Source organism: Cryobacterium sp. PAMC25264 (assembly GCF_019443325.1).
Taxonomy (GTDB): domain Bacteria; phylum Actinomycetota; class Actinomycetes; order Actinomycetales; family Microbacteriaceae; genus Cryobacterium.
The window spans coordinates 2,604,405-2,625,068 of sequence record NZ_CP080383.1; the positions used below are offsets into that span (position 1 = coordinate 2,604,405).

Genomic DNA, 20,664 nt, shown 5'->3' on the forward strand with positions numbered 1-20,664 from the left:
GCTACTGCGGCGGAACCACCGGCGTGGAGGTGCCCCCGGTGATGCGCAGGAGCTCGGCGAACGTGGTGGGGAACACAGTGTGCGCGTGGCCCGCGGCCGCCCAAACCACCGGGTAGCCGGCGAGATCCTCGTCGACCAGGGTGCGAATCGGCGACGGATGCCCGAGCGGCGCGACGCCCCCGATGACCTGCCCGGTGGCTTCCTTCACGAGGTCCTTGGCGGCTCGGCCGATGCTGCCGCCGAGGCGCTCCCCCAGCCAGGCGGTGTCCACCCGGTGCGCCCCGGAGGTCAACACCAGCAGCGGCGCGCCGTCGAGCGTGAAGATCAGCGAGTTCGCGATGGCACCCACCTCGATGCCCAATGCGGCGGCCGCGGCGGACGCAGTGGTGGCCGCGTCGTCGAACCACCTGATCTCGGGGTCGACACCCTGCGCGTTCAGCGCCAGGCGCACTCGCTCGACGGCCGGATGCGCGGTGTTCACCATCCCTGAATCCTAAAGCGCAGCATCCGCCCGCGCACGTCGCCAGGTCTGAGGCTCGACCGCAAGAAAGGACAAAGGTCGATAAACAGGACGAAATGTCGAATTCTGTCCTTTATAGCTCACTTTCTCCTTTTTTCGCCGCGTCGTACGCCTGCGAGCAGGGCAGGGGTGAGCGACGGATGCGCAACTAGGGTGGAGCCATGACCGCCGACAGCGCCGCCCGCCTCATCATCCTGCCCGACCGTCCGGGGCCGCACGTGGCCCAGAGCGCGTTCGTCGCCGCCGGCGCCGTCCTGGTGGGCAACGTGAGCCTTGCCGAGCACGCCAGCGTCTGGTACAACGCGGTATTGCGTGCCGAGGTCGAACCGATCCGTATCGGGGCGGGCTCCAATCTGCAGGACAACGTCTCCTGCCACGTTGACGGCGGCTTCCCGCTGATCGTCGGCCGCGACGTTTCGGTGGGCCATGGCGCTGTGCTTCACGGCTGCACCGTCGAGGACGGCGCCCTGATCGGCATGGCCGCCACCGTGCTCAACGGGGCCGTCATCGGCGCCGGGTCGCTCGTGGCCGCCGGGGCCGTGGTGCTCGAGGGCACCATCGTGCCGCCGGGCTCCCTCGTGGCCGGCGTGCCGGGCAAGGTGCGACGCGAGCTCACCGCCGACGAGATCGACGGCATCCGTCACAACGCCGAAAGCTACCTCGGCCACGCGGCCCTGCACCGCCTCGCGACCTGACCCACCCCCCGCGAACTGTGACTTAAGCACCAGAATCGGGCCGATTTTGGGGCTTAGCTCACAGTTCGCGGAAGGGGGCTAGGGGTTGAGGAGGCGCTCGGAGGCCTTGACGACGTTCGCGAGGAGCATGGCGCGGGTCATCGGGCCCACGCCGCGGGGGTTCGGCGAGAGGTGGCCGGCCACCGAGGCGACGTCGGGGTGCACGTCTCCGGTGAGCACGCCCTTGCCGGTCTCCGGGTTCTGCACGCGGGTGATGCCCACGTCGAGCACGGCGGCGCCGGGCTTGATCCAGTCGGCCTGCACCAGGTGCGGCACGCCCACGGCGGCCACGACGATGTCGGCGCGACGCACCTCGCCGGCCAGGTCGACCGTGCGGGAGTGGGTGAGGGTGACGGTGGCGTCCAGGCCCTTGCGGGTGAAGAGCAGACCCAGCGGGCGGCCCACGGTGAGGCCGCGGCCGATCACGACGACGTTCTTGCCGGCGATGGGCACCTCGTAGCGGCGCAGGAGTTCCACGATGCCGGCGGGGGTGCACGGCAGCGGCGAGTCGAGCTCGCCCTCGATGCCCAGCACCAGGCGGCCCAGGTTGGTGGGGTGCAGGCCGTCAGCGTCCTTGGCCGGGTCCATCAGTTCGAGCATGGCGTTCTCGTTGTGGCCGACGGGCAGCGGCAGCTGGATGATGTAGCCGGTCACCTCACGGGCGGCGTTGAGGTCGGCGATCGCGGCGCGCACATCCGCCGAGGTGGCGGAGCCGGGCAGGTCGATGCGGATGGACTCGATGCCCACCTCGGCGCAGTCGCGGTGCTTGCCGGCCACGTAGGAGCGGGAGCCCGGGTCGTCGCCGACGAGCAGGGTACCGAGGCCCGGCATGATGCCGTGCGCGGCCAGCGCGCGGACGCGCTCGGTGAGTTCGAGCTTGACCTGGGTCGCGGTGGCGACGCCGTCGAGGGTGAGTGCGGTCATGCGAAATCCGATCTGTCGGTGGTGCTGCGCGGGTGCCGGAGTGCGGCAGGACCACGCCGAACGCGCATCGACCCGGCGCACCTGGTGCGCGGGTGATGCCGGGTGCGGGTGGTGACGGATGCGTTCACGGCGGTGGGCGCATCCGTCAGCACCCGAAAGACCTACTGGGCCAGACCGGGGTAGAGCGGGAACGCGTCGGTGAGGCCCTTCACCCGGGCGCGGAGCGCGGGGATGTCGGCGCCGGGCTTGAGCGCCTCGGCGATGACGTCGGACACCACGGTGAACTCGGCGTCGCCGAAGCCGCGGGTGGCCAGGGCGGGCGTGCCGATGCGGAGGCCGGAGGTGACCATCGGCGGGCGCGGGTCGAACGGCACCGAGTTGCGGTTGACGGTGATGCCCACCTCGTGCAGCGCGTCTTCGGCCTGCTGGCCGTTGATCTCGGAGTTGCGGAGGTCGGCGAGCACCAGGTGCACGTCGGTGCCGCCGGTGAGCACGTCGATGCCCGCGGCGCGCGAGTCGTCGGCGGTGAGCCGGTCGGCGAGGATCCGGGCGCCGCGAAGGGTGCGCTCCTGGCGTTCCTTGAACTCGGGGGTCGCGGCAAGCTTGAACGCGGTGGCCTTGGCAGCGATGACGTGCATGAGCGGGCCGCCCTGCTGGCCGGGGAAGACGTTGGAGTTGAGCTTCTTCGCCAGCGCGGTGTCGCGGGAGAGGATGAAGCCCGAGCGCGGGCCGGCGAGGGTCTTGTGCACGGTGCTGGACACGACGTCGGCGTAGGGCACCGGTGACGGGTGGAGGCCTGCGGCGACGAGGCCGGCGAAGTGTGCCATGTCGACCCAGAGCTTGGCGCCCACCTCGTCGGCGATGGCGCGGAATGCGGCGAAGTCGAGCTGGCGGGGGTAGGCCGACCAGCCGGCGATGATGACCTGCGGCTTGTGCTCGAGGGCCTTGTCGCGCACCACGTCCATGTCGACGCGGAAGGTCTGCGGGTCGACGCCGTAGGCGACCGGGTTGTACAGCTTGCCGGAGAAGTTGAGCTTCATGCCGTGGGTGAGGTGGCCGCCGTGCGCGAGCTCCAGGCCCAGGATGGTGTCGCCGGGGGTGGCGATGGCGGAGAGCACCGCGGCGTTGGCGGTGGCACCGGAGTGCGGCTGCACGTTCGCGTACTCGGCGCCGAAGAGGCTCTTGGCGCGGTCGATGGCGAGCTGCTCGGCCACGTCGACATACTCGCAGCCGCCGTAGTATCGGCGGCCCGGGTAGCCCTCGGCGTACTTGTTGGTGAGTACCGAGCCCTGCGACTGCAGGATGGCGCGGGGCACGAAGTTCTCGCTGGCGATCATCTCGAGGTAGTCGCGCTGGCGACCGAGCTCGAGCTCGAGGATCGCGGCGATCTCGGGGTCGACGACCTCGAGGGAGTCGTTGAAAGTGGAGGGTACGGAACTGGTGAGCACAGTGTCGGACACGGGAAAACTCCTCATACATATAGATGGATGTGTCGTGGCCCAGGCGTGCGGCCACTAACCGTGTCAGTCGCTCCCCGATGGTGACCCATCTTTCGTGCTACGCCAGTTGCGACTCGGCCATACTATCAGCCGCGTGCGTCCCGGAGCTCGTCGAGCACCAGCAAATCCGGCCGCAGGTGGTCGGTCTGGTACGCGGCACGGGCCACCAGGTGCGCCGCCATGGGCGCGGTGAGCGACTGGAACAGCACGATCGCGACGACGAGGGTGACGGTGCCGACGCTGAAGTTCGTCACGGCGATGTCGAGGGTGACCGCCATCAGGCCGAGGATCTGGGGCTTCGTGGCCGAGTGCAGCCGGGTGAGCACGTCGGGGAACCGGAGCAGGCCGACGCCGGCGGCCAGGCACATCACGGCGGCGAGCAGCACCAGGACGGCGGTGACCACGTCGCTCCAGACGGCGCTCATGCGCGGTCCCGTCCGGGCAGGAACCGGGCCACGCTGAGCGAGCCGAGCACCGCGAAGAGCGCCAGCACGAGCAGCACTGGCAGATTGTCGGTGTGCCGGTTGAACGCCATCTCGGCGCCCAGGGCGCAGATGATGGTGGCCACGAGCACGTCGGAGGCGATCACCCGGTCGAGCACGCTCGGTCCACGGATGATGCGGTAGACGGCGGCCAGGGCGCCGGCGCCGAAGAGGATTCCGGCGACGATGGCAACGATGTCCATGGGGGTCATGCGGTGGCTCCGTTCTCGGGATCGGTGGAGGAGTGTGTGCCGGGGCCGCGCGGGTCGTGCGGGCCCGGGGCGCCGGGGGCGCCGTCGCTGCGGTGCTCGTCGGCGCGCACCTGGCAGACCCGCTCCACGTCTTCGCGCGAGCCGAAGGCCATCACGATACGACGCTCGGTCGCGAGCACCCGGGCGCGGAAGGCGTCGACCTCCACCTCGTTGTGCATGTTGATGACGTGCAGGTACAGGGTCGAGTCGACCCGCTCGATGTCCACCACGATGGAGCCCGGCACGATCGAGGTGGCCACGGCGGTCCAAGTGAGGATCAGGTCGCTGCGGGTGCGCAGGTGCACGGCGAGGATCGCGTTACTCGCGGTGTACCGCGGGCCGAGGGCGAGCCAGGACACATCCACGGATGCCCGCACGATGTCCCAGATCAGCTTGACGAACAGCCAGACGCTGCGCCACGGGTTGAACCGGCCGCTGAGCTGCACCGCTGGCAGGTAGAACACGACGGAGACCACGGCCGCGAACACCGCGCCGGTGACGAGGTTCAGCCAGGAGAACGTGCCCCAGAGCAACGACCAGAGCAGCACCAGGCCGAGGAACAGTGGCAGCTGGCTGATCAGTCCGCCGAGGCGTTCGCGCACGCTGCTCACGGGGTGCCTCCCGGGAAGACGGCATCGATGTAGACCGCCGGGTCAGAGATGTTCGCGGCGGCGCGGGTGGCCAGCTCGAACGCCGGGCCGGCGAAGATCGTCAGGCTCACCGTGAGGGCGAGCATGGTGGCGGTCGCGGCGGTCATCAGGGCGGAGGTGGTCTTGGTGGTGACCGTGCCCTCGTCGTGCGGGTCGTCCTGCAGGGCGTCGAGCACGGCGGAGTCGTAGTTCTCCACATCCCGTCGCGGCCGCCAGAACGCCATGTTCCAGGCGCGGGCCAGCGCGTACAGGGTGAGCAGCGAGGTGGCTGCTCCCCGGCCAGCAGCACGTAGCTGAGGGCGCCGCCCACCTGCACACCCGCGTCGAACAGGGCCACCTTGCCCAGGAACCCGGAGAACGGCGGGATGCCGCCGAGGTTGAGCGCTCCGATGAAGAACAAGACGGCGACCAGCGGCGCGGCCTTGAGCATCCCGCCCAAGCGGGCCAGCGAGGTGGTGCCGCCGATGCGTTCGATGAGTCCGGCGCAGAGGAACAGCGTGGTCTGGATCATGATGTGATGCACCACGTAGAAGATCGTGGCCGCGATCGCCGCCTCGGTGCCCAGGGCGATGCCGAAGATCATGTAGCCGATGTGGCTCACCAGCGTGAACGAGAGCAACCGTTTGATGTCGGCCTGGGCGAGAGCACCGAAGATGCCGATCACCATGGTGAGCAGCGCCACGATCATCAACGGCAGCGAGAACTGGTTGTCGGGAAACAGCAGCGTCTGAGTACGCAGGATGGCGTACACGCCCACCTTGGTGAGCAGGCCAGCGAACACTGCGGTGACCGGGGCCGGCGCGGTGGGGTACGAATCCGGCAGCCAGAACGACAGCGGGAACACCGCCGCCTTCACGCTGAAGGCGATGAGCAGCATGAGCCCGAGAATCATCTGCACGTCCCCGGGCAGCAGCGGGATGCGCTCGGCCAGCAGCGCCAGCGTCACGGTTCCGGTCGCACCGTAGATGAGCGCGATCGCGGACAGGAACAGGATCGACGAGATCAGGCTGACGACGATGTACGTGACACCGGCCCGGATGCGCGCACCCGTGCCGCCGAGGGTGAGCAGCACATAACTGGCCGAGAGCAGCATCTCGAAGCCCACGTACATGTTGAACAGGTCACCGGCGATGAAAGCGTTGAACAGTCCGGCCGACAGCACCAGGTAGGTGGGGTGGAAGATCGACACCGGGGTCTCCCGGTTGCTGTCGACGATGCCCTGGCCCACGGCGAAGAGCAGAACGCCGAGCAGCATCAGGGCCGACACCAGAAGCATGATGGCCGATAGCCGGTCCACGACGAGCACGATGCCGAACGGTGGCTGCCAGCCGCCCACATTCACCACGGCCGGGCCGTTCTGGTCGACGAGCACCAACAGGACGCTGCTGATCACGACGACCGCGGAGAGCGTGAGCACGCTCACGGCAACCTGGTAGCGGGAGCGGCGGCCGAGTGCGATCGCGAGGGCGGCGCCGAGAAGCGGGATGGCGACGACGAGGGGCACGAGTACGTTCATCGGGTGCCGCCCTCGCGGTCGGTGCGCGCGGCGTCGCCGGTGGCGGGTTCGCGTTCGTCGGAGCGGTCGGTCGCGTCGACAGCTGAGCTGTCGTCGTCGCTGCCGTCCTCACTGGCGTCCAGCGACGCCTGCACGGCGGCCTCGTCGTCGGTGGAGGAGCGGAAGGTGAGTTCGGAATCTTCGCTGGTCTCGGCGGCGTGCTCGTCGGTGAGGGTGTCGCCCTCGTCGCCGAGCTGGGCCAGCCACCAGGAGCGGTAGATCAGGGCGAGCAGCAGGGCGGTGATGCCGAAGTTGATCACGATGGCGGTGAGCATCAGCACCTGCGGCAGCGGGTCGACCATGGTGTCGTCCAGGGACGTGCCCGTGACGATCGGCGAACTGCCGGGGCGTCCGCTCATGATGAAGATCAGCAGGTTGGTGGCGTTGCCCACCAGCAGGAATCCGATCAGCACCCGGGTGAGGCTGCGTTCGAGCATGATGTAGATGCCCGCGGCGTACATCGCGGCCATGACGATCACGAGGGTCAGGGAGGCGCTCATCGGGTGCCTCCTGCCGGTGCGGTGTCTTCCGCCGTGTCGGCGGGCTGGGTGATCGGTGCGGTCTCAGGTCCGGTGCCCGGCGCCGGGGCCTCGGCGGGGGTCCACTCGGACGAGGCATCGAAACCCATGGCGTCGCCGGCGTCGCTGGAGGCGTTGCCGATGGCGGGAATCGGCTGGTCCGGGTCGTCGTCACCCGGTTCGTCGAGCTCGCTCTGCCGGTCGATTTCGCTGCCGAGGCTGCGCAGGATGTCCAGGCTCAGGCCGATCACAACGAGGTACACCCCGATGTCGAAGATGCTGGAGGTGCCGAAGGAGAGGTGCCCGAGCAGCGGCACGTCGGCCTGGAAGTACGCGGATTCGAGCGGGGTGCCCGAGACGAAGATCGAACCGACGGCGGTTCCGACGGCGAGCACCACGCCGAGTCCGAGGATCTTGCCCGGGTCGATGGGCACCGCTTCGCCCAGCTCGTACCGGCCGCCGGCCAAGTAGCGGGCCACGAGGGCCAGGCCGGCCAGGAGGCCGCCGGCGAAGCCGCCGCCGGGCAGGTTGTGGCCGGCGAAGAGCAGGTAGATCGACACGACGATCGCGGGGTGGAACAGGAGCCGGACGAGCACCTCGATCATGATCGAGCGGTTCTCGGGAGACTGGGTGCGCCCACCGAGCAGCCAGGACTGCCGGGTCACGGCACGGCCGGCGGAGCTCGCGTGCGGGTCGGCCACGATGCGGCGACGGTTCTTCGGCTCGCGACGCTTGCGGGACTCCCGCAGGCGCGGCATCTGCTCGCTGCGGCCGGACACGAACAGCAGGCTGGCAACACCGGTGGCCACGACGATGAGCACCGAGATCTCGCCCATGGTGTCCCAGGCGCGGATGTCGACGAGCATGACGTTGACGATGTTGTTGCCGTGGCCCTCCACGACGGCCAACCGGGCCAGGTCCTTGGCCATGTCGGGCCATTGGCGGGCGCCGAGCGCGATGACGGCGATGGTGCCCATGGTCAGGCCCACCAGGATACCGATGAGGGCGCGACGGCGGCGGTGCATGGGCCGGTTGTGCTGGGCGATGCGGCTGGGCAGGCGGCGCAACACGAGGACCACCACCACGAGGGTGATCGACTCGACGAGCGCCTGGGTGAGCGCCAGGTCGGGGGCGCCGTGGAAGGCGAACAGGGCGACCAGCCCGTAACCGGTGACGCCGGCCAGTAGCACCGCGGTCATCCGCTGCCCGACCCGGGCGGCCATCACGGAGGCGATGATCATGACCAGGCCGATGATGACCTGGGCCGGGTAGTCCCAGAGCACCACGGCGTCGGGCCAGGTGCGGTTGACGAAGGAAACCGCGCCGAGGGCCAGCACGAACACCACGAGGATGGTCGAGAGGTACTGCGGCAGGCCGCCCCTCTGGGCGAGGTGGGTGGTGCGGGCGGCGATCTTGTCGACGAAACGCACGGTGTGGCCATAGCCGTGACCGGCGTCCACCCAGGCGGGCACGGTGGCCTGCCAGCGGGCCACACGCTTGCGCTGCCAGAAGATGACCAGGCCGAGGACCACGACCACGATGCTGAGCAACAGCGCCGGTTCGAAACCGTGCCACAGCATGAGGTGCGCCTCGCCCTCGCCGGGCATGGTGTCGGCGTATTGGGCGAGCACCGGGTCGAGCAGGAAGATGAACGGTCCGAGCACGATCGTGGCGACGGTGAGGATGCCGGGGGCCAGCATGAAATCCCACCGGCTGGAGTGCATCGGGGTGTCGCTGATCGACGGGCGGGTGCCGAACGCGCCCCAGAAGAACTTGGCGCTGTAGGCGACCGTGAGCACCGACCCGACCGCGGTGCCGGCCAGGGCGATCCAGCCCCAGCCGTCGCCGGACTGGCCGGCTTCGAGGAATGCGGTGAAAACGGATTCCTTGGCCACGAAGCCGAGGAGCGGCGGGAGCCCGGCCATCGACGCGACGGCGATGAGCGCGATCGCGGCGAGGGCTGGTTCACGGCGACCGATGCCGGAGAGCTTGCGCCAGTCGCGGGTGCCGGCGCGATGGTCGATGATACCGACCACGAGGAACAGGGTCGCCTTGTACAGCGCATGCGCGAGAAGCAGCGCCACCCCGGCGAGGGCGGCATCGCGGGTGCCGAAGCCCACGACCACCATGAGGAAGCCGAGCTGGCTGACGGTGCCGTAGGCGAGCATCAGCTTGATGTCGTGCTGGCGCAGCGAACGCCAGGCGCCCACGAGCATGGTCCACACGCCGATGGTCACCAGGACCGGAAGCCAGCCGGGTGAGTCGGCGTAGCCGGGTGCGAAGCGGGCGGTGAGGTAGATGCCGGCCTTCACCATGGCGGCGGCGTGCAGGTAGGCGCTCACCGGAGTGGGTGCGGCCATCGCGGCCGGCAGCCAGAAGTGGAACGGGATGAGCGCGGACTTCGACAGGGCGCCGACGAGGATCAGCAGCACCGCCCAGATGGCGACCGGCGTACCGGAGGGGTTCGCCACGATCGCGGCCAGCGAGGTGGTGCCGGCGTCGACGGAGATCATCACGACACCGATCAGCATCACCAGGCCACCGAAGGTGGTCACCAGCAGGGCCTGCAGGGCGGCACCGCGACTTTCCCGCTTGGTGGTGTAATGCCCGATCAGCAGGTAGGAGAGCACGCTGGTGATCTCCCAGAACATGAACATGACCAGGATGTCGTCGGCGGTGACGAGCCCGTACATGGTTCCGGCGAAGGCCAGCAGCAGCGCAGCGAACCGGCCAAGGCTCGGCTCGTCGGCGTCGAAGTAGCGGGCGCAATAGATGAGCACCAGGGCGCCGACACCGGTCACGACGAGGGCGAGCAGCCAGGCGAGCGCATCCACCCGGAAGGACAGGCTGATGCCGAGCGACGGGATCCACGGGAGACTCTCGGTGGCGGCCCCGCCGGCGGCGACCGTGCTGGTCTGCGTGAGGGTGTAGCCGAACGCGATCGCGGGCAGAACGGCGACCACGTAAAAAACGCGCAAACCGAGCAGCCGGGTGAGCGTGGGAGTCAGCACGGAAACAAGCAAGAAAACCAGGAGGATTGTCGCCATGCGGCCTCCCGGCTCTCTACGAAAGAGTGTCGTCTCTACGGTCAGAGTGTCGCTATTCAGTGTACAGGAGTGGGCCTTTCGACCCTGACCATCTCTTAGCCGTCGGCTAGTGTTACCGCAACCCCCAGAATGGATGCGTCACGTGACCACGAGCACCACCGGGCCGGATCGGCCGGAGAACGACGTCACCCCCACCGAACGCCCCGCGCATCACTCCGGGCACGACGAAACACCGCTGGAGCACATCGACGACGCGTTGAGTGTGCACGAGGACCAGGGGCTGCATAAGGGGCTCAAGGCCCGGCACGTGCAGATGATCGCGATCGGCGGCGCCATCGGCACCGGCCTGTTCCTCGGCGCCGGTGGCCGACTAGCCAGCGCAGGGCCCGCCCTGGTCTTCGTGTACGCCATCTGCGGTTTCTTCGCGTTCCTCATCCTGCGCGCGCTCGGTGAGCTGGTGCTGCACCGGCCCACCTCGGGATCCTTCGTGTCGTATGCGCGGGAGTTCTTCGGTGAGAAGACCGCGTTCGTCACCGGCTGGCTGTACTGGCTCAACTGGGCGATGACGGCCATCGTGGACGTGACGGCGGTGGCGCTGTACATGAACTTCTTCGGCCGCTACTGGGCGCCGTTCGGCGAGGTGCCGCAGTGGCTGTTCGCGCTGATCGCCCTGGCCGTGGTGATGAGCCTCAACCTGCTCTCGGTGAAGGTGTTCGGCGAGCTGGAGTTCTGGTTCGCGCTGATCAAGGTCGTCGCGATCGTGGTGTTCCTGCTGGTCGGCACCTGGATGGTCATCTTCGGCACCCCGGTGGACGGAGCCGCCGTTGGCTTCTCCCTCATCTCCGACAACGGCGGCTGGCTGCCCAACGGTCTGCTCGCCTCGGTGCTCGTGGTGCAGGGCGTGGTCTTCGCCTACGCGTCGATCGAGCTGATCGGCACCACAGCCGGCGAGACCGAGAACCCGGAGAAGGTGATGCCGAAGGCCATCAACACGGTCATCGTGCGCATCGCGGTGTTCTACGTCGGCTCGATCCTGCTCCTCTCGCTGTTGTTGCCGTATACGGCATATGAGACTGGAGTGAGCCCGTTCGTGACGTTCTTCGGCTCGATCGGCATCGACGGAGTCGACGTGATCATGAACCTCGTGGTGCTCACCGCGGCGCTGTCGTCGCTGAACGCCGGACTGTATTCCACCGGGCGCATCCTTCGATCGCTGTCGCTGGCCGGGTCGGCGCCGCGCTTCGCCGGCAAGGTGAGCCGTAACGGGGTGCCGTTCGGCGGCATCCTGCTCACCGGTGTTGTCACTCTGCTCGGGGTGGCGCTGAACGCTGTCGTGCCCGACGAGGCGTTCGAGATCGTGCTCAACATGGCCGCGATCGGCATCATCAGCGCGTGGGGCATGATCGTGCTCTGTCAGCTGCGACTGCAGGCCTGGGCCAAGGCGGGCATCCTCACCCGGCCGGCGTTCCGGATGCCCGGCGCCCCGTTCACCGGCTACCTCACCCTGGCCTTCCTGGCCACGGTTCTCGTGCTGATGGCCTTCGACTGGCCGGTCGGCACGCTCACGATCAGCTCGCTGGGCCTGATCATCCCGGCGCTGGTGCTGGGCTGGTACGCCTGCCGGGGCCGCATCCTCGAGATCGCGGCGTCCCGTCCCCCGCTGCCGGCCCGCGGGGCATCCTCACGCCCCTAACTGTTCCCCGTCCGGACAGTTGCACCCGGTGCGCCGGGTCCAGTTGTCCGCTTCGGGACCAGTTGGCCGGCCGTCACGGCCGGGGTCAGAGCGCGCGGCGGCGGATGACGACGTCGCTGGCCAGCACGAGTGCCAGGGCGAGCACGATGATGCCCACGTAGACGAACGGCACGGAACCCAGGCCCACCTGGTCGAGCAGGAAGGCGCCCACGAAGGCGCCCAGGCCGATGCCGACGTTGAACGCGGTGGTGTAGACGGCGCTGGCGGTGTCGCGGATGCGCACCGACGCGGTGTGCAGCAACCGGGTCTGCAGCAGCGGCGGGAAGGTGCCGAACGCCAGTCCCCAGACCAGGAAGGCGCCGATCGCCACGGGCAGCGTCTGGGTGAACAGCGCCAGCACGGTGACGCTGACGACCGTCACCGACATCCCGAGCACCAGGCCCAGCTGCGGGCGCTTGCTGAACACGACGCCGCTGATGAACAGGCCGATCGCCCCGGCGATGCCGTACGCGAACAGGAGCGGCGCCACGGCGTCGCTGCCCACCCCGAGGGTGTCGCTGAGGAACGGCGCGATGTAGGTATAGAAGGTGTAGTGCCCGATCATCGTGAGCGCGGTGATCACGCAGACCAGCGCGACCGGGCCGATGGTGGGGTCGCGGGGCAGCTTGGCCACCGTGATGGTGCCGGTCTCCGTCGTGACGGACTCGGTGCGCTTGCCCGTGTAGTGCTCGACCTTGGGCAGGAACCGCCAGATCACCACGGCGCCCACGAGCATCAGGCCGGCGAGCACAATGAACGAGAGCCGCCAGCCGAGCAGGTGGCCGAGGAAGGTTCCCAGCGGCACACCGAACACGAACGCGAGGGTGCCACCGGCGATGGTGATCGACACGGCCCTGGCGATCTGGTCCTTGGGCACCAGGTGCGCGGAATAGGCGCCCACGACGCCCCAGAACAGGCCGTGCGCCAGTCCGCCGATCACCCGGGAGATGACCACGAAGGTGTAGTCGGGCGCGATGGCGGTGAGCACGTTGCTCAACGCGAACACGATGAGCACGAGAACGATCAGGCCGTGTCGGGGCATCCGTCGGGTCAGCAGCGCCAGCGGTGTGCTGGTGAGCACGACGGTGAACGCGAACCAGGACACGAGCAGGCCCACGTCGGACTGGCTGACCCCGAGCGAGGTGCTCATTTCGGGCAGCAGACCGGTGGGCAGCATCTCGGAGGTGACCGAGAGAAAGACGGCGGCGGAGAGGGCGATCAGGCCGATCCAGGGGAAGGCTCCGGTAGGTGCCTTCTGGTCGGGGCGGGGCATACCGGTGGACGGCAGCGAGATGGGCGCAGTAAATGACATGGGTGCTGTGGCTCACAGACAGGTTCCGCTTGCCCTCGGCTCCGGCGGCTGTCACGGCCGGGCTGAGCGGGTTCTTCAAGCGGTGCGCGCCGACGTGCGCGCCCGGGGCCACGCGTGTTCCGCCGGCCGTGAACCAGCCTAGCCGGATATCTCGTCCAGTGACGGGCTCAGGCGGCGGCGCGGGCCCCGGCGGCGTACCAGTGGCGGGTGTTCTCAACGTCGATGGCGAGCTGGTCGACGAGGGCGGGTGTGTCGACGAAGGCCACCTCCGCGCGCAGGAACAGCCGCAGCTCCACGGACAGTTCCTGGCCGTACAGGTCGCCGGCGAAGTCGAGCAGGTGCGCTTCGAGCAGCGGGTGCCCGGCATCGCCGTAGTACGTGGGTCGGGTTCCCACCGACACGGCCGCGAGCACGCCGGCGGCCGGCAGCCCCTCGCCGTGCACGATGGCGGCCCAGATTCCGGTGTGCGCCGAGAGGCCGGCCACCTCGATGTTCGCCGTGGGGAAGCCGATCACCCGGCCCCAGGCGTTGCCGTGGATGACGGTTCCGGTGATGGTCGTCGGCCGAGTCTCGAGCGCCAGCAGGGTTCCTTCGGTCATTGTGTGTCTACCTTCCGCTTCGCGTCGTTCCGGGGTACCTCGCCAGTGTGGCTGTCTGGTGTCTATCCCAGCATCCGGGAGTTTCGTCGCGATAACCACAACGTTGCCGGATCATTGCGCCGCTTTACGTGCTCTCCCGGCCGCTGAATTCCGGCCTGCACTCGGGGATAACGCGCTGGCATCCGGGGCATTCCCGAGCGCACGACCTGGTTAGCCGCCGGATTCGCCGCCGAGCGGGGCCACCGCGCCGGGTAATCTGGTGCGATGAACCCCAGCCTGCCGCCCGCGCACCATCACCACCTGGTCGTCACCCTCGTCTGCCCCGACCAGCCGGGCATCGTGCACGACGTCAGCGGCGCCATCGTGGGCGCCCGCGGCAACATCACCGAGAGCCAGCAGTTCTCCAGCGCCGACACCGGCCGGTTCTTCATCCGCCTACAGGTGGAATCCCCCGCCGACCGCGCCGAGATGCAGGCCGCCCTCGCGCCCGTCGTGGAGAAGTACGGCATGGCGTCGGTGATCGACGTCGTCGGCCGGCCGCTGCGCACCCTGGTGCTCGCGTCCACCGCCGGTCACTGCGTCAACGACCTGCTCTTCCGCCAGCGCGGGGGCCAGCTGACCGTGGAGGTGCCCCTGGTGCTGAGCAACCACGGCACCCTGCGCGACCTGGTTGGCTTCTACGGCGTGCCGTTCGAGTCGCTGCCCATCACGGATGCCGCCAGCAAGGCCGCCTTCGAGGCCCGCGTCGTGGAAGCCGTCGAGGAGTTCGACATCGAACTGGTGGTGCTGGCCCGCTACATGCAGATCCTCTCCCCCGAACTCTGCGCGTACCTCGAGGGCCGGGCCATCAACATCCACCACTCGTTTCTACCCGGCTTCAAGGGCGCCAACCCCTACAAGCAGGCGCACGCCCGCGGGGTGAAGCTCATCGGCGCCACGGCGCACTTCGTCACCAGCGAACTCGACGAGGGCCCGATCATCGAGCAGAACGTCGTGCGGGTGGACCACTCCCGCACGCCCGCCGAGCTCGTCGCGATCGGTCAGGACGAGGAGAGCCGCACGCTCACCCAGGCCGTGAAGTGGTTCGCCGAGAACCGCGTGCTGCTCGACGGAGTGCGCACCATCATCTTCAAGTAGCCCCGCCGGTAGGATTGGCGGGTGAACGACACCCGCCCCACCCCGCCGTCGGCGTCAACGACGTCCTGCGTTTTGTGCTCGAACTCTTCGCCTTCGTGAGCCTGGCGCTCTGGGGGTTCCTGGCCTGGCCGCTGCCGTGGCCGGGCATTCTGTTCGGCATTCTCGCGCCGGCGTTCGCGATCCTGGTCTGGGCGCTGTTCCGGTCGCCGAAGGCCGTGTTCCGGCTCGACCCGTTCGGTAAAGCGATCGTGGAGATCTTCGTGTTCGGCGCCGCCGCCCTCGCCTGGTGGGACCTCGGCCAGCCGATCGTGGCCGCTGTCTTCGCCGTGGTCGCGACGATCAGCGGCGTGCTCTCCGGGCGCCAGGAACTCGGCGCCTGAATTCCCCGCACTTCCGCGACCAGGTCAGCGGTCGGCCGGGTCGGTGACCGGGGGCTCCGGGGCGGGCTGCGCAGGCAGGCCGCCGGGCATCCGCAGCGCGTAGAGCGAGGTGGCGGCGAACAGCAGCCCGCCGAGCAGGAAGGCGGCCGGATACGACACGGTGTCGGCGAGCAGGCCGGCCACGAGCGGGCCGACGATGGCACCGAAGTCGGAGAACATCGAGAAAATCGCCACCGGGCGCCCGCCCGCGCTGCCGGCGGCGTCGCCGACGGATGCGGCCGGCGCGGTGCCCATGAACGCCGCGGCGACCCCGTAGACGCAGAGCAGCACGGTGAGCAGCACGATGTTCGGTGCGAACGGGATGGCCGTGATCGTCACGGCTGCCACGAGGAACGCCCCGATGATGGCCGGTTTGCGGCCGACGGTGTCGACGAACCGGGACGCCGGCGCCAGCGCCAGGGTCTGCGCGACCGCAGCGATCGCGAAGGCGATGCCGGTCCAGGCGCTGGGGCCCTTGAGCACCTCGACGACGAGAACCGGCACGAGCGCGCCGCGCACGCCGAACGACGACCAGCCCTGGGAGAAGTTGGCCAGGCAGGCGGCGCGGAAGCGGGGGTCGCGCAGCACCGTGCGGAGCGGCAGCAAGGGCGCGGCCGCACCGGTGCCGCCGGCCGCGACGCGGGTGGCCGGCTGCAGCAGCACCAGGCCGATCACCCCGGCGACGGCGAGGGTGCCGGCGTAGAAGAAGAAGGGTGCGGTCAGCGAGATGGTGGCGAGAAGACCGCCGATGGCGGGCCCGGCCATGCCGCCGATGAGGAAGCCGCCCTGGTAGAAGCCCACCGCCCGGCCGCGGATGCCCGGGGCAGTGGTGCGCAGCAGCAGGGTCATCGCCGCGACGGTGAACATCGCTGAGCCGATCCCGCCGACTCCACGCAGCAGAAGCAGCTGTGGGTAGCTGCCCGCGATACCGACCAGGCCGCTGGACACGGCGACGATACCGATGCCCACGGCGAGGATGGTGCGTTCGCCGGCCCAGTCGATGAGCTTGCCGCACACCGGGCTGGCCACGAAGCGCATCAGCGCGAACGCCGACACCACCGCGCCGATCTCCAGGTTGCCCACCCCGAAGCTCTTGACGTAGACCGGTAGCACCGGAACCACCACGCCGAAGCCCACCATGACGAAGAATGCGATGACACCGAGCACGTAGACGTCCCGGCCCAGCCGGGGTTCGTTCGCCGTTCGGCTGGTTCTGGAGCCGAACGGAAAACGGAGTCGTCGCATCACTCCAGAATATGCCGTCCCGGCGCGGCTCATGCTCGGGTGCGGGTGCGACCCGAGCGGGCGAGGTGCTTAGCGGGTGGGCACCGGCTGGGCTGCCGCGGGCACCATGGCGGCCTTCCCGCGGGCGCGCATGTCCCGGCGCCCGCCGATGGCTCGCAGGGCGTTGAGGATCGTGGCGAGGTCGACGAGCTCCTGCAGCAGCGCCCCGACTGTGGCGGGTATCAGTCCGAATGCGGCGACCACCATGAGCCCGAGGCTCAGCGCCATGCCCAGCCAGATGCTCTGCAGGGCGATGCGCACGGTGTCCCGGCCGATACCGACCGCCCGCGCGGCGCGGGACAGGTCGTCGAGCAGGATCACCGCATCCGCTGATTCACTCGCCGCGGTGGACCCCTTGGCACCCATCGCGATGCCCACGTCGGCCACGGCCAGCACCGGGGCGTCGTTGACGCCGTCGCCCACCATGATCACCGGGCGCTCCCGCATGGCACGCACGGCCTCGACCTTGTCCACGGGCAGGCAGTCGGCGCGCACCCGGGTGATGCCCACCTGCCGGGCGATGTGGTTGGCGGTGGGGCGGGCGTCGCCGGTGAGCATGACCGACTCGTGCACGCCGAGCCGGTCGAGGGCCTGAACGGTGGCGCGCGCGTTGTCGCGCACCTGGTCGCTGGCCACGACGCAGCCGGCGAACCGGCCGTCGACGGCGAGATAGATGGCGAGTTCCCCGCCCACGAGGTCGGCCGCGTAGCTGTCGTCGGCGTGCTCGGCCACGAAGGACAGCTTGCCCACCACAACCTGGCGGTCACCGAACCGGGCGGTCACGCCGTTGGCGGGTATCTCCTGCGCGGTCTCGGTGGAGACCAGGGCCAGGCCGCGCGAGTCTGCGGCCGCAAGAACGGATGCGGCGAGCACGTGCGAGGAATATTGCTCGGCCGACGCCGCGAGGGTGAGGATCTCGTCCTCGGTGAATCCCGGAGCGGGGATGACCCTGGCGATCGTGGGCGCACCGTAGGTGAGGGTGCCCGTCTTGTCGAACACCACGGTTCGAGCGCGGGCGAGATTCTCGAGCACTCCCCCGCCCTTGACGATGATGCCGTTGCGGGCTGCCCGGCTCATCCCGCCCATGAACGCGACCGGCGCGGCGAGCAACAGCGGGCAGGGTGTGGCGACCACGAGCACCTCGGCGAATCGCACCGGTTCGCCAGAAACGAACCAGGCTGCCCCGGCAATGGCCAGGGCCACAATGGTGAACGGTACGGCGTAACGGTCGGCGAGGCGCACCACCGGCGCCTTGCTCGAGGCCGCCTCAGCCACCAGGGCCACGATCTGCTGGTACTGGCTGTCCGCGGCGAGCGCCGTGGCCCGAACTGTGGCGGCGGCCTGGCCGTTGATCGAGCCGCTGAGCACCCGGTCGCCGGTGCGGCGCTCAACCGGCATGCTCTCCCCGGTGAGCGAGGACTCGTCGAACGCGGCGGATGCCGAGACCAGTTCGGCGTCGACGGGGACGATCTCCGCGGGCCGCACCAACAGCACGTCGCCGACCCGCACCGACGTTGCGGGTACGTCCTCCACGTCGGAGGAGCCGTCGCGCAGCAGGTGCGCGATCTGCGGAGCCCGTTCGAGCAGGGCGTTCAGCTCCCGCTGGGCCCGGCCCGCCGCGTAGCCCTCGAGGGCAGCGCCGCCGGAGAGCATCAGGACGATCACCAGGGTGGCTACGTACTCGCCCACCAGGATGGTGGCGATGATGGCCATGATCGCCAGGAGGTCCACACCGAATTGGCCCTGACGCATCCGCTTGACCATGCCGACACCCTGGATGCCGACCACGACAAGTCCGAGACCGGAGTACAGCCATTGCACGGCCACGGGCAGGCCGAGGGCCCACAGCGGAAGCCCGAGCAGGCCGACAAGGATGGTTGCCGCCACAACCGGGTACCGGCGGAATGCTCCAGCGAGCGTGGACATGGGTCCATTGTCGTCTCGGATGCGCGTGCGCACCAGCAAGGAGAGGCTGCCCTTGTGCCTCGCCGCTGCACCACCTCTGGGTGACCGCGCCCGCTATAGCGGTCGCAATCGCCGACTCGAGGTGCAGTGAGCCCGGTGTGGGGCACATCCGACCCCGGGCTGGGTGGCACGACGAAAGGCCCCGCCGAGGCGGGGCCTTTCGTCGTCAGCAGTGGCCGATGCCGGGCGGGTTACGCCAGGCGGGTCTGCAGGTTGTCGCTGATCGCGGCGAGGAATTCCTCGGTGGTGAGGTAGCCCTGGTCCGGGCCCACGAGCAGGGCGAGGTCCTTGGTCATCTTGCCGCTCTCGACGGTCTTCACGACAACGTCCTCGAGGGTGTGCGCGAACTCGGCCAGCGCCGGGTTCTCATCGAGCTTGGCGCGGTGCGACAGGCCCCGGGTCCAGGCGTAGATCGACGCGATCGGGTTGGTCGAGGTGGGCTTGCCCTGCTGGTGCTGGCGGTAGTGCCGGGTGACGGTTCCGTGCGCGGCCTCGGCCTCGACGACGCTGCCGTCGGGGGTGGAGAGCACGCTGGTCATCAGGCCGAGCGAGCCGAAGCCCTGCGCAACGGTGTCGGACTGCACGTCGCCGTCGTAGTTCTTGCAGGCCCAGACGTAGCCGCCCTCCCACTTCATGGCGGAGGCGACCATGTCGTCGATCAGACGGTGCTCGTAGGTGAGGCCGGCTGCCTCGAAGCGGTCCTTGAACTCGGTGTCGAAGATCTCCTGGAAGATGTCCTTGAACCGGCCGTCGTAGGCCTTGAGGATGGTGTTCTTGGTCGACAGGTAGACCGGGTAGTTGCGCTCGAGGCCGTAGTTGAGCGACGCGCGAGCGAAGTCGATGATCGACTTGTCGAGGTTGTACATGCCCATGGCCACACCACTACCGGGCGCCTGGAAGACCTCGAACTGCTGCGGGTCGCCGCCATCCTTCGGGGTGAAGGTCATGGTGAGGGTGCCTTCGCCCTCGAAGCGGAAGTTCGTGGCGCGGTACTGGTCGCCGAACGCGTGGCGGCCGATGATGATGGGCTTGTTCCAGCCCGGCACCAGGCGCGGGATGTTGGAGATGATGATCGGCTCACGGAAGATCGTGCCGCCGAGGATGTTACGGATGGTGCCGTTGGGCGAGGCCCACATCTTCTTCAGGCCGAACTCCTCGACGCGAGCCTCGTCGGGGGTGATGGTCGCGCACTTGACGCCGACACCGTGCTTCTGGATGGCGTGGGCCGCGTCGATCGTGATCTGATCGTCGGTCTCGTCACGCTTCTGGATCGACAGGTCGTAGTACTCGAGGTCGATGTCGAGGTACGGGTGGATGAGGGAGTCCTTGATGGCCTGCCAGATGATGCGGGTCATCTCGTCCCCGTCGAGTTCGACGACTGTACCTGCAACCTTGATCTTCGACAATGGATTCTCCTCAGTGAGTCGGGGCGTGGTGGCCGTCAACAATCCTAGCCGAGGGCGGTAACTGTCTCGACATCGAGAGAGTTGACCAGCCTTGCGGGGCACCGGGACCGGGTCCCCCACAAACCCGACTATCAGCCTTCGCGACCGGACGATACCCTAGGGGCATGCCTGAACTCCGACTGGAAGAACTGTCCGCACGCAACATCGTCGCGGCCAACAACCTGAGCCTCAAGCCCGGTCAGGAGCAATTCATCGCACCCGTCTCTTACTCGGTGGCGGCATCGGTGATCAACCCGAACACGGCGTGGCAACGTGTGGTGCTGCTCGACGGCGAGGTCGCCGGCTTCATCCACGGCAACTTCGACCCCGAATCGGCCCAGGAAGAATTCCGCGCCTGCATCTGGCGCATCAACGTCGACGCGGAAGCGCAGGGCATGGGCGTGGGCAAGTTCGCCGCCGAAGCCCTCGCCGAAGAAGCCCGCCACCGCGGTTTCGACCGCATCACGGTCATCTGGGAGCCCGGCGAGGAGGGCCCGGAGGCCTTTTTCCACCGCATCGGCTTCGTCGACATCGGCGAGACCGCGTTCGGCGAGGTCATCGGCGCCCTCACGCTCTAGGCCGCGACACCTC

At 68.8% G+C, this 20,664-nt stretch carries 18 protein-coding genes, 1 pseudogene and 1 riboswitch; of the genes and pseudogenes, 5 read left to right on the top strand and 14 right to left on the bottom strand.

Annotated elements, in window-relative coordinates:
- Position 1: 1 nt before the first annotated feature.
- The gene (locus KY500_RS12085; RefSeq protein WP_219900788.1) at positions 2-484 is read right to left on the bottom strand and encodes a YbaK/EbsC family protein; all 483 of its coding nucleotides are present in this window, start codon (positions 482-484) and stop codon (positions 2-4) included.
- Positions 485-681: 197 nt separating this feature from the next.
- Between KY500_RS12085 and KY500_RS12090 the strand changes: the two genes are divergently transcribed.
- Positions 682-1,215 carry a gamma carbonic anhydrase family protein gene (locus KY500_RS12090; protein WP_219900789.1) on the top strand — a complete coding sequence of 178 codons (534 nt, stop codon included), beginning with the start codon at positions 682-684 and terminating at the stop codon, positions 1,213-1,215.
- Positions 1,216-1,293: 78 nt separating this feature from the next.
- Here the strand turns inward: KY500_RS12090 and KY500_RS12095 are convergent, their stop codons facing one another.
- The 8 genes and pseudogenes from KY500_RS12095 to KY500_RS12130 all read right to left on the bottom strand — a co-directional run bounded on the left by KY500_RS12095 (position 1,294) and on the right by KY500_RS12130 (position 10,180).
- Complete coding sequence (locus tag KY500_RS12095) at positions 1,294-2,178, bottom strand: bifunctional methylenetetrahydrofolate dehydrogenase/methenyltetrahydrofolate cyclohydrolase (RefSeq protein ID WP_219900790.1); 885 nt, start codon at positions 2,176-2,178, stop codon at positions 1,294-1,296.
- 161 nt (positions 2,179-2,339) lie between these two features.
- Positions 2,340-3,653 carry a serine hydroxymethyltransferase gene (gene glyA, locus KY500_RS12100; RefSeq protein ID WP_219900791.1) on the bottom strand — a complete coding sequence of 438 codons (1,314 nt, stop codon included), beginning with the start codon at positions 3,651-3,653 and terminating at the stop codon, positions 2,340-2,342.
- Positions 3,654-3,668: 15 nt separating this feature from the next.
- Positions 3,669-3,758, bottom strand: a riboswitch (ZMP/ZTP riboswitch).
- Positions 3,759-3,763: 5 nt separating this feature from the next.
- Positions 3,764-4,102 (bottom strand): monovalent cation/H(+) antiporter subunit G, encoded by a 339-nt coding sequence (gene mnhG / locus KY500_RS12105; protein WP_066597443.1) that lies wholly within the window; start codon positions 4,100-4,102, stop codon positions 3,764-3,766.
- A complete protein-coding gene (locus tag KY500_RS12110) occupies positions 4,099-4,371 on the bottom strand; it encodes a monovalent cation/H+ antiporter complex subunit F (protein WP_084021193.1) in 273 nt (90 codons plus the stop codon). The genes mnhG and KY500_RS12110 overlap by 4 nt, the downstream gene beginning before the upstream one ends.
- Positions 4,368-5,021, bottom strand: coding sequence for a Na+/H+ antiporter subunit E (locus tag KY500_RS12115; RefSeq protein WP_219900792.1), 654 nt, complete (start codon positions 5,019-5,021; stop codon positions 4,368-4,370). Before KY500_RS12115 ends, KY500_RS12110 begins: the two co-directional genes overlap by 4 nt.
- Positions 5,018-6,576 (bottom strand): annotated as a pseudogene (locus tag KY500_RS12120) (Na+/H+ antiporter subunit D). The gene KY500_RS12115 and the pseudogene KY500_RS12120 overlap by 4 nt, the downstream one beginning before the upstream one ends.
- Positions 6,573-7,115 (bottom strand): sodium:proton antiporter, encoded by a 543-nt coding sequence (locus KY500_RS12125; protein WP_219900793.1) that lies wholly within the window; start codon positions 7,113-7,115, stop codon positions 6,573-6,575. The pseudogene KY500_RS12120 and the gene KY500_RS12125 overlap by 4 nt, the downstream one beginning before the upstream one ends.
- Positions 7,112-10,180 (bottom strand): Na+/H+ antiporter subunit A, encoded by a 3,069-nt coding sequence (locus KY500_RS12130; protein ID WP_219900794.1) that lies wholly within the window; start codon positions 10,178-10,180, stop codon positions 7,112-7,114. The genes KY500_RS12125 and KY500_RS12130 overlap by 4 nt, the downstream gene beginning before the upstream one ends.
- 235 nt (positions 10,181-10,415) lie before the next feature.
- On the opposite strand from KY500_RS12130, the gene KY500_RS12135 reads away from it, so the two are divergent.
- Complete coding sequence (locus KY500_RS12135) at positions 10,416-11,873, top strand: amino acid permease (protein ID WP_255579941.1); 1,458 nt, start codon at positions 10,416-10,418, stop codon at positions 11,871-11,873.
- A gap of 85 nt (positions 11,874-11,958) precedes the next feature.
- Here the strand turns inward: KY500_RS12135 and KY500_RS12140 are convergent, their stop codons facing one another.
- Together KY500_RS12140 and KY500_RS12145 are read right to left on the bottom strand one after the other, a co-directional pair.
- Positions 11,959-13,224 (bottom strand): MFS transporter, encoded by a 1,266-nt coding sequence (locus KY500_RS12140; protein WP_255579246.1) that lies wholly within the window; start codon positions 13,222-13,224, stop codon positions 11,959-11,961.
- Between the two features lie 167 nt (positions 13,225-13,391).
- Positions 13,392-13,823, bottom strand: a complete 432-nt coding sequence (locus tag KY500_RS12145; RefSeq protein WP_219900796.1) for a riboflavin kinase — start codon at positions 13,821-13,823, stop codon at positions 13,392-13,394.
- Positions 13,824-14,087: 264 nt separating this feature from the next.
- Between KY500_RS12145 and purU the strand changes: the two genes are divergently transcribed.
- Both purU and KY500_RS12155 read left to right on the top strand, forming a co-directional pair.
- Positions 14,088-14,960: a formyltetrahydrofolate deformylase gene (gene purU, locus KY500_RS12150; RefSeq protein ID WP_219900797.1), complete on the top strand. Its 873-nt coding sequence runs from the start codon at positions 14,088-14,090 to the stop codon at positions 14,958-14,960.
- Between the two features lie 14 nt (positions 14,961-14,974).
- Positions 14,975-15,340: a YrdB family protein gene (locus tag KY500_RS12155; RefSeq protein WP_219900798.1), complete on the top strand. Its 366-nt coding sequence runs from the start codon at positions 14,975-14,977 to the stop codon at positions 15,338-15,340.
- A 24-nt stretch (positions 15,341-15,364) separates the two neighbouring features.
- On the opposite strand, the gene KY500_RS12160 is transcribed toward KY500_RS12155, so the two are convergent.
- The 3 genes from KY500_RS12160 to KY500_RS12170 form a co-directional block, all read right to left on the bottom strand.
- Entirely contained in the window at positions 15,365-16,624 is a 1,260-nt protein-coding gene (locus tag KY500_RS12160; protein ID WP_219900799.1) for an MFS transporter, read from the bottom strand.
- Between the two features lie 69 nt (positions 16,625-16,693).
- The gene (locus KY500_RS12165) at positions 16,694-18,589 is read right to left on the bottom strand and encodes a heavy metal translocating P-type ATPase (RefSeq protein WP_219900800.1); all 1,896 of its coding nucleotides are present in this window, start codon (positions 18,587-18,589) and stop codon (positions 16,694-16,696) included.
- A 230-nt stretch (positions 18,590-18,819) separates the two neighbouring features.
- Complete coding sequence (locus tag KY500_RS12170; protein WP_219900801.1) at positions 18,820-20,034, bottom strand: NADP-dependent isocitrate dehydrogenase; 1,215 nt, start codon at positions 20,032-20,034, stop codon at positions 18,820-18,822.
- Positions 20,035-20,198: 164 nt separating this feature from the next.
- Between KY500_RS12170 and KY500_RS12175 the strand changes: the two genes are divergently transcribed.
- Positions 20,199-20,651, top strand: coding sequence for a GNAT family N-acetyltransferase (locus tag KY500_RS12175; protein WP_219900802.1), 453 nt, complete (start codon positions 20,199-20,201; stop codon positions 20,649-20,651).
- Positions 20,652-20,664: the final 13 nt, after the last annotated feature.

What these genes read in the sequence shown, in the direction of transcription:
- KY500_RS12085 (WP_219900788.1), bottom strand. Translation starts at nt 484, where the DNA reads ATGGTGAACACCGCGCATCCGGCCGTCGAGCGAGTGCGCCTGGCGCTG.
- KY500_RS12090 (WP_219900789.1), top strand. Translation starts at nt 682, where the DNA reads ATGACCGCCGACAGCGCCGCCCGCCTCATCATCCTGCCCGACCGTCCG.
- KY500_RS12095 (WP_219900790.1), bottom strand. Translation starts at nt 2,178, where the DNA reads ATGACCGCACTCACCCTCGACGGCGTCGCCACCGCGACCCAGGTCAAG.
- glyA (WP_219900791.1), bottom strand. Translation starts at nt 3,653, where the DNA reads ATGAGGAGTTTTCCCGTGTCCGACACTGTGCTCACCAGTTCCGTACCC.
- mnhG (WP_066597443.1), bottom strand. Translation starts at nt 4,102, where the DNA reads ATGAGCGCCGTCTGGAGCGACGTGGTCACCGCCGTCCTGGTGCTGCTC.
- KY500_RS12110 (WP_084021193.1), bottom strand. Translation starts at nt 4,371, where the DNA reads ATGACCCCCATGGACATCGTTGCCATCGTCGCCGGAATCCTCTTCGGC.
- KY500_RS12125 (WP_219900793.1), bottom strand. Translation starts at nt 7,115, where the DNA reads ATGAGCGCCTCCCTGACCCTCGTGATCGTCATGGCCGCGATGTACGCC.
- KY500_RS12130 (WP_219900794.1), bottom strand. Translation starts at nt 10,180, where the DNA reads ATGGCGACAATCCTCCTGGTTTTCTTGCTTGTTTCCGTGCTGACTCCC.
- KY500_RS12140 (WP_255579246.1), bottom strand. Translation starts at nt 13,224, where the DNA reads ATGTCATTTACTGCGCCCATCTCGCTGCCGTCCACCGGTATGCCCCGC.
- KY500_RS12145 (WP_219900796.1), bottom strand. Translation starts at nt 13,823, where the DNA reads ATGACCGAAGGAACCCTGCTGGCGCTCGAGACTCGGCCGACGACCATC.
- purU (WP_219900797.1), top strand. Translation starts at nt 14,088, where the DNA reads ATGAACCCCAGCCTGCCGCCCGCGCACCATCACCACCTGGTCGTCACC.
- KY500_RS12160 (WP_219900799.1), bottom strand. Translation starts at nt 16,624, where the DNA reads ATGCGACGACTCCGTTTTCCGTTCGGCTCCAGAACCAGCCGAACGGCG.
- KY500_RS12165 (WP_219900800.1), bottom strand. Translation starts at nt 18,589, where the DNA reads ATGTCCACGCTCGCTGGAGCATTCCGCCGGTACCCGGTTGTGGCGGCA.
- KY500_RS12175 (WP_219900802.1), top strand. Translation starts at nt 20,199, where the DNA reads ATGCCTGAACTCCGACTGGAAGAACTGTCCGCACGCAACATCGTCGCG.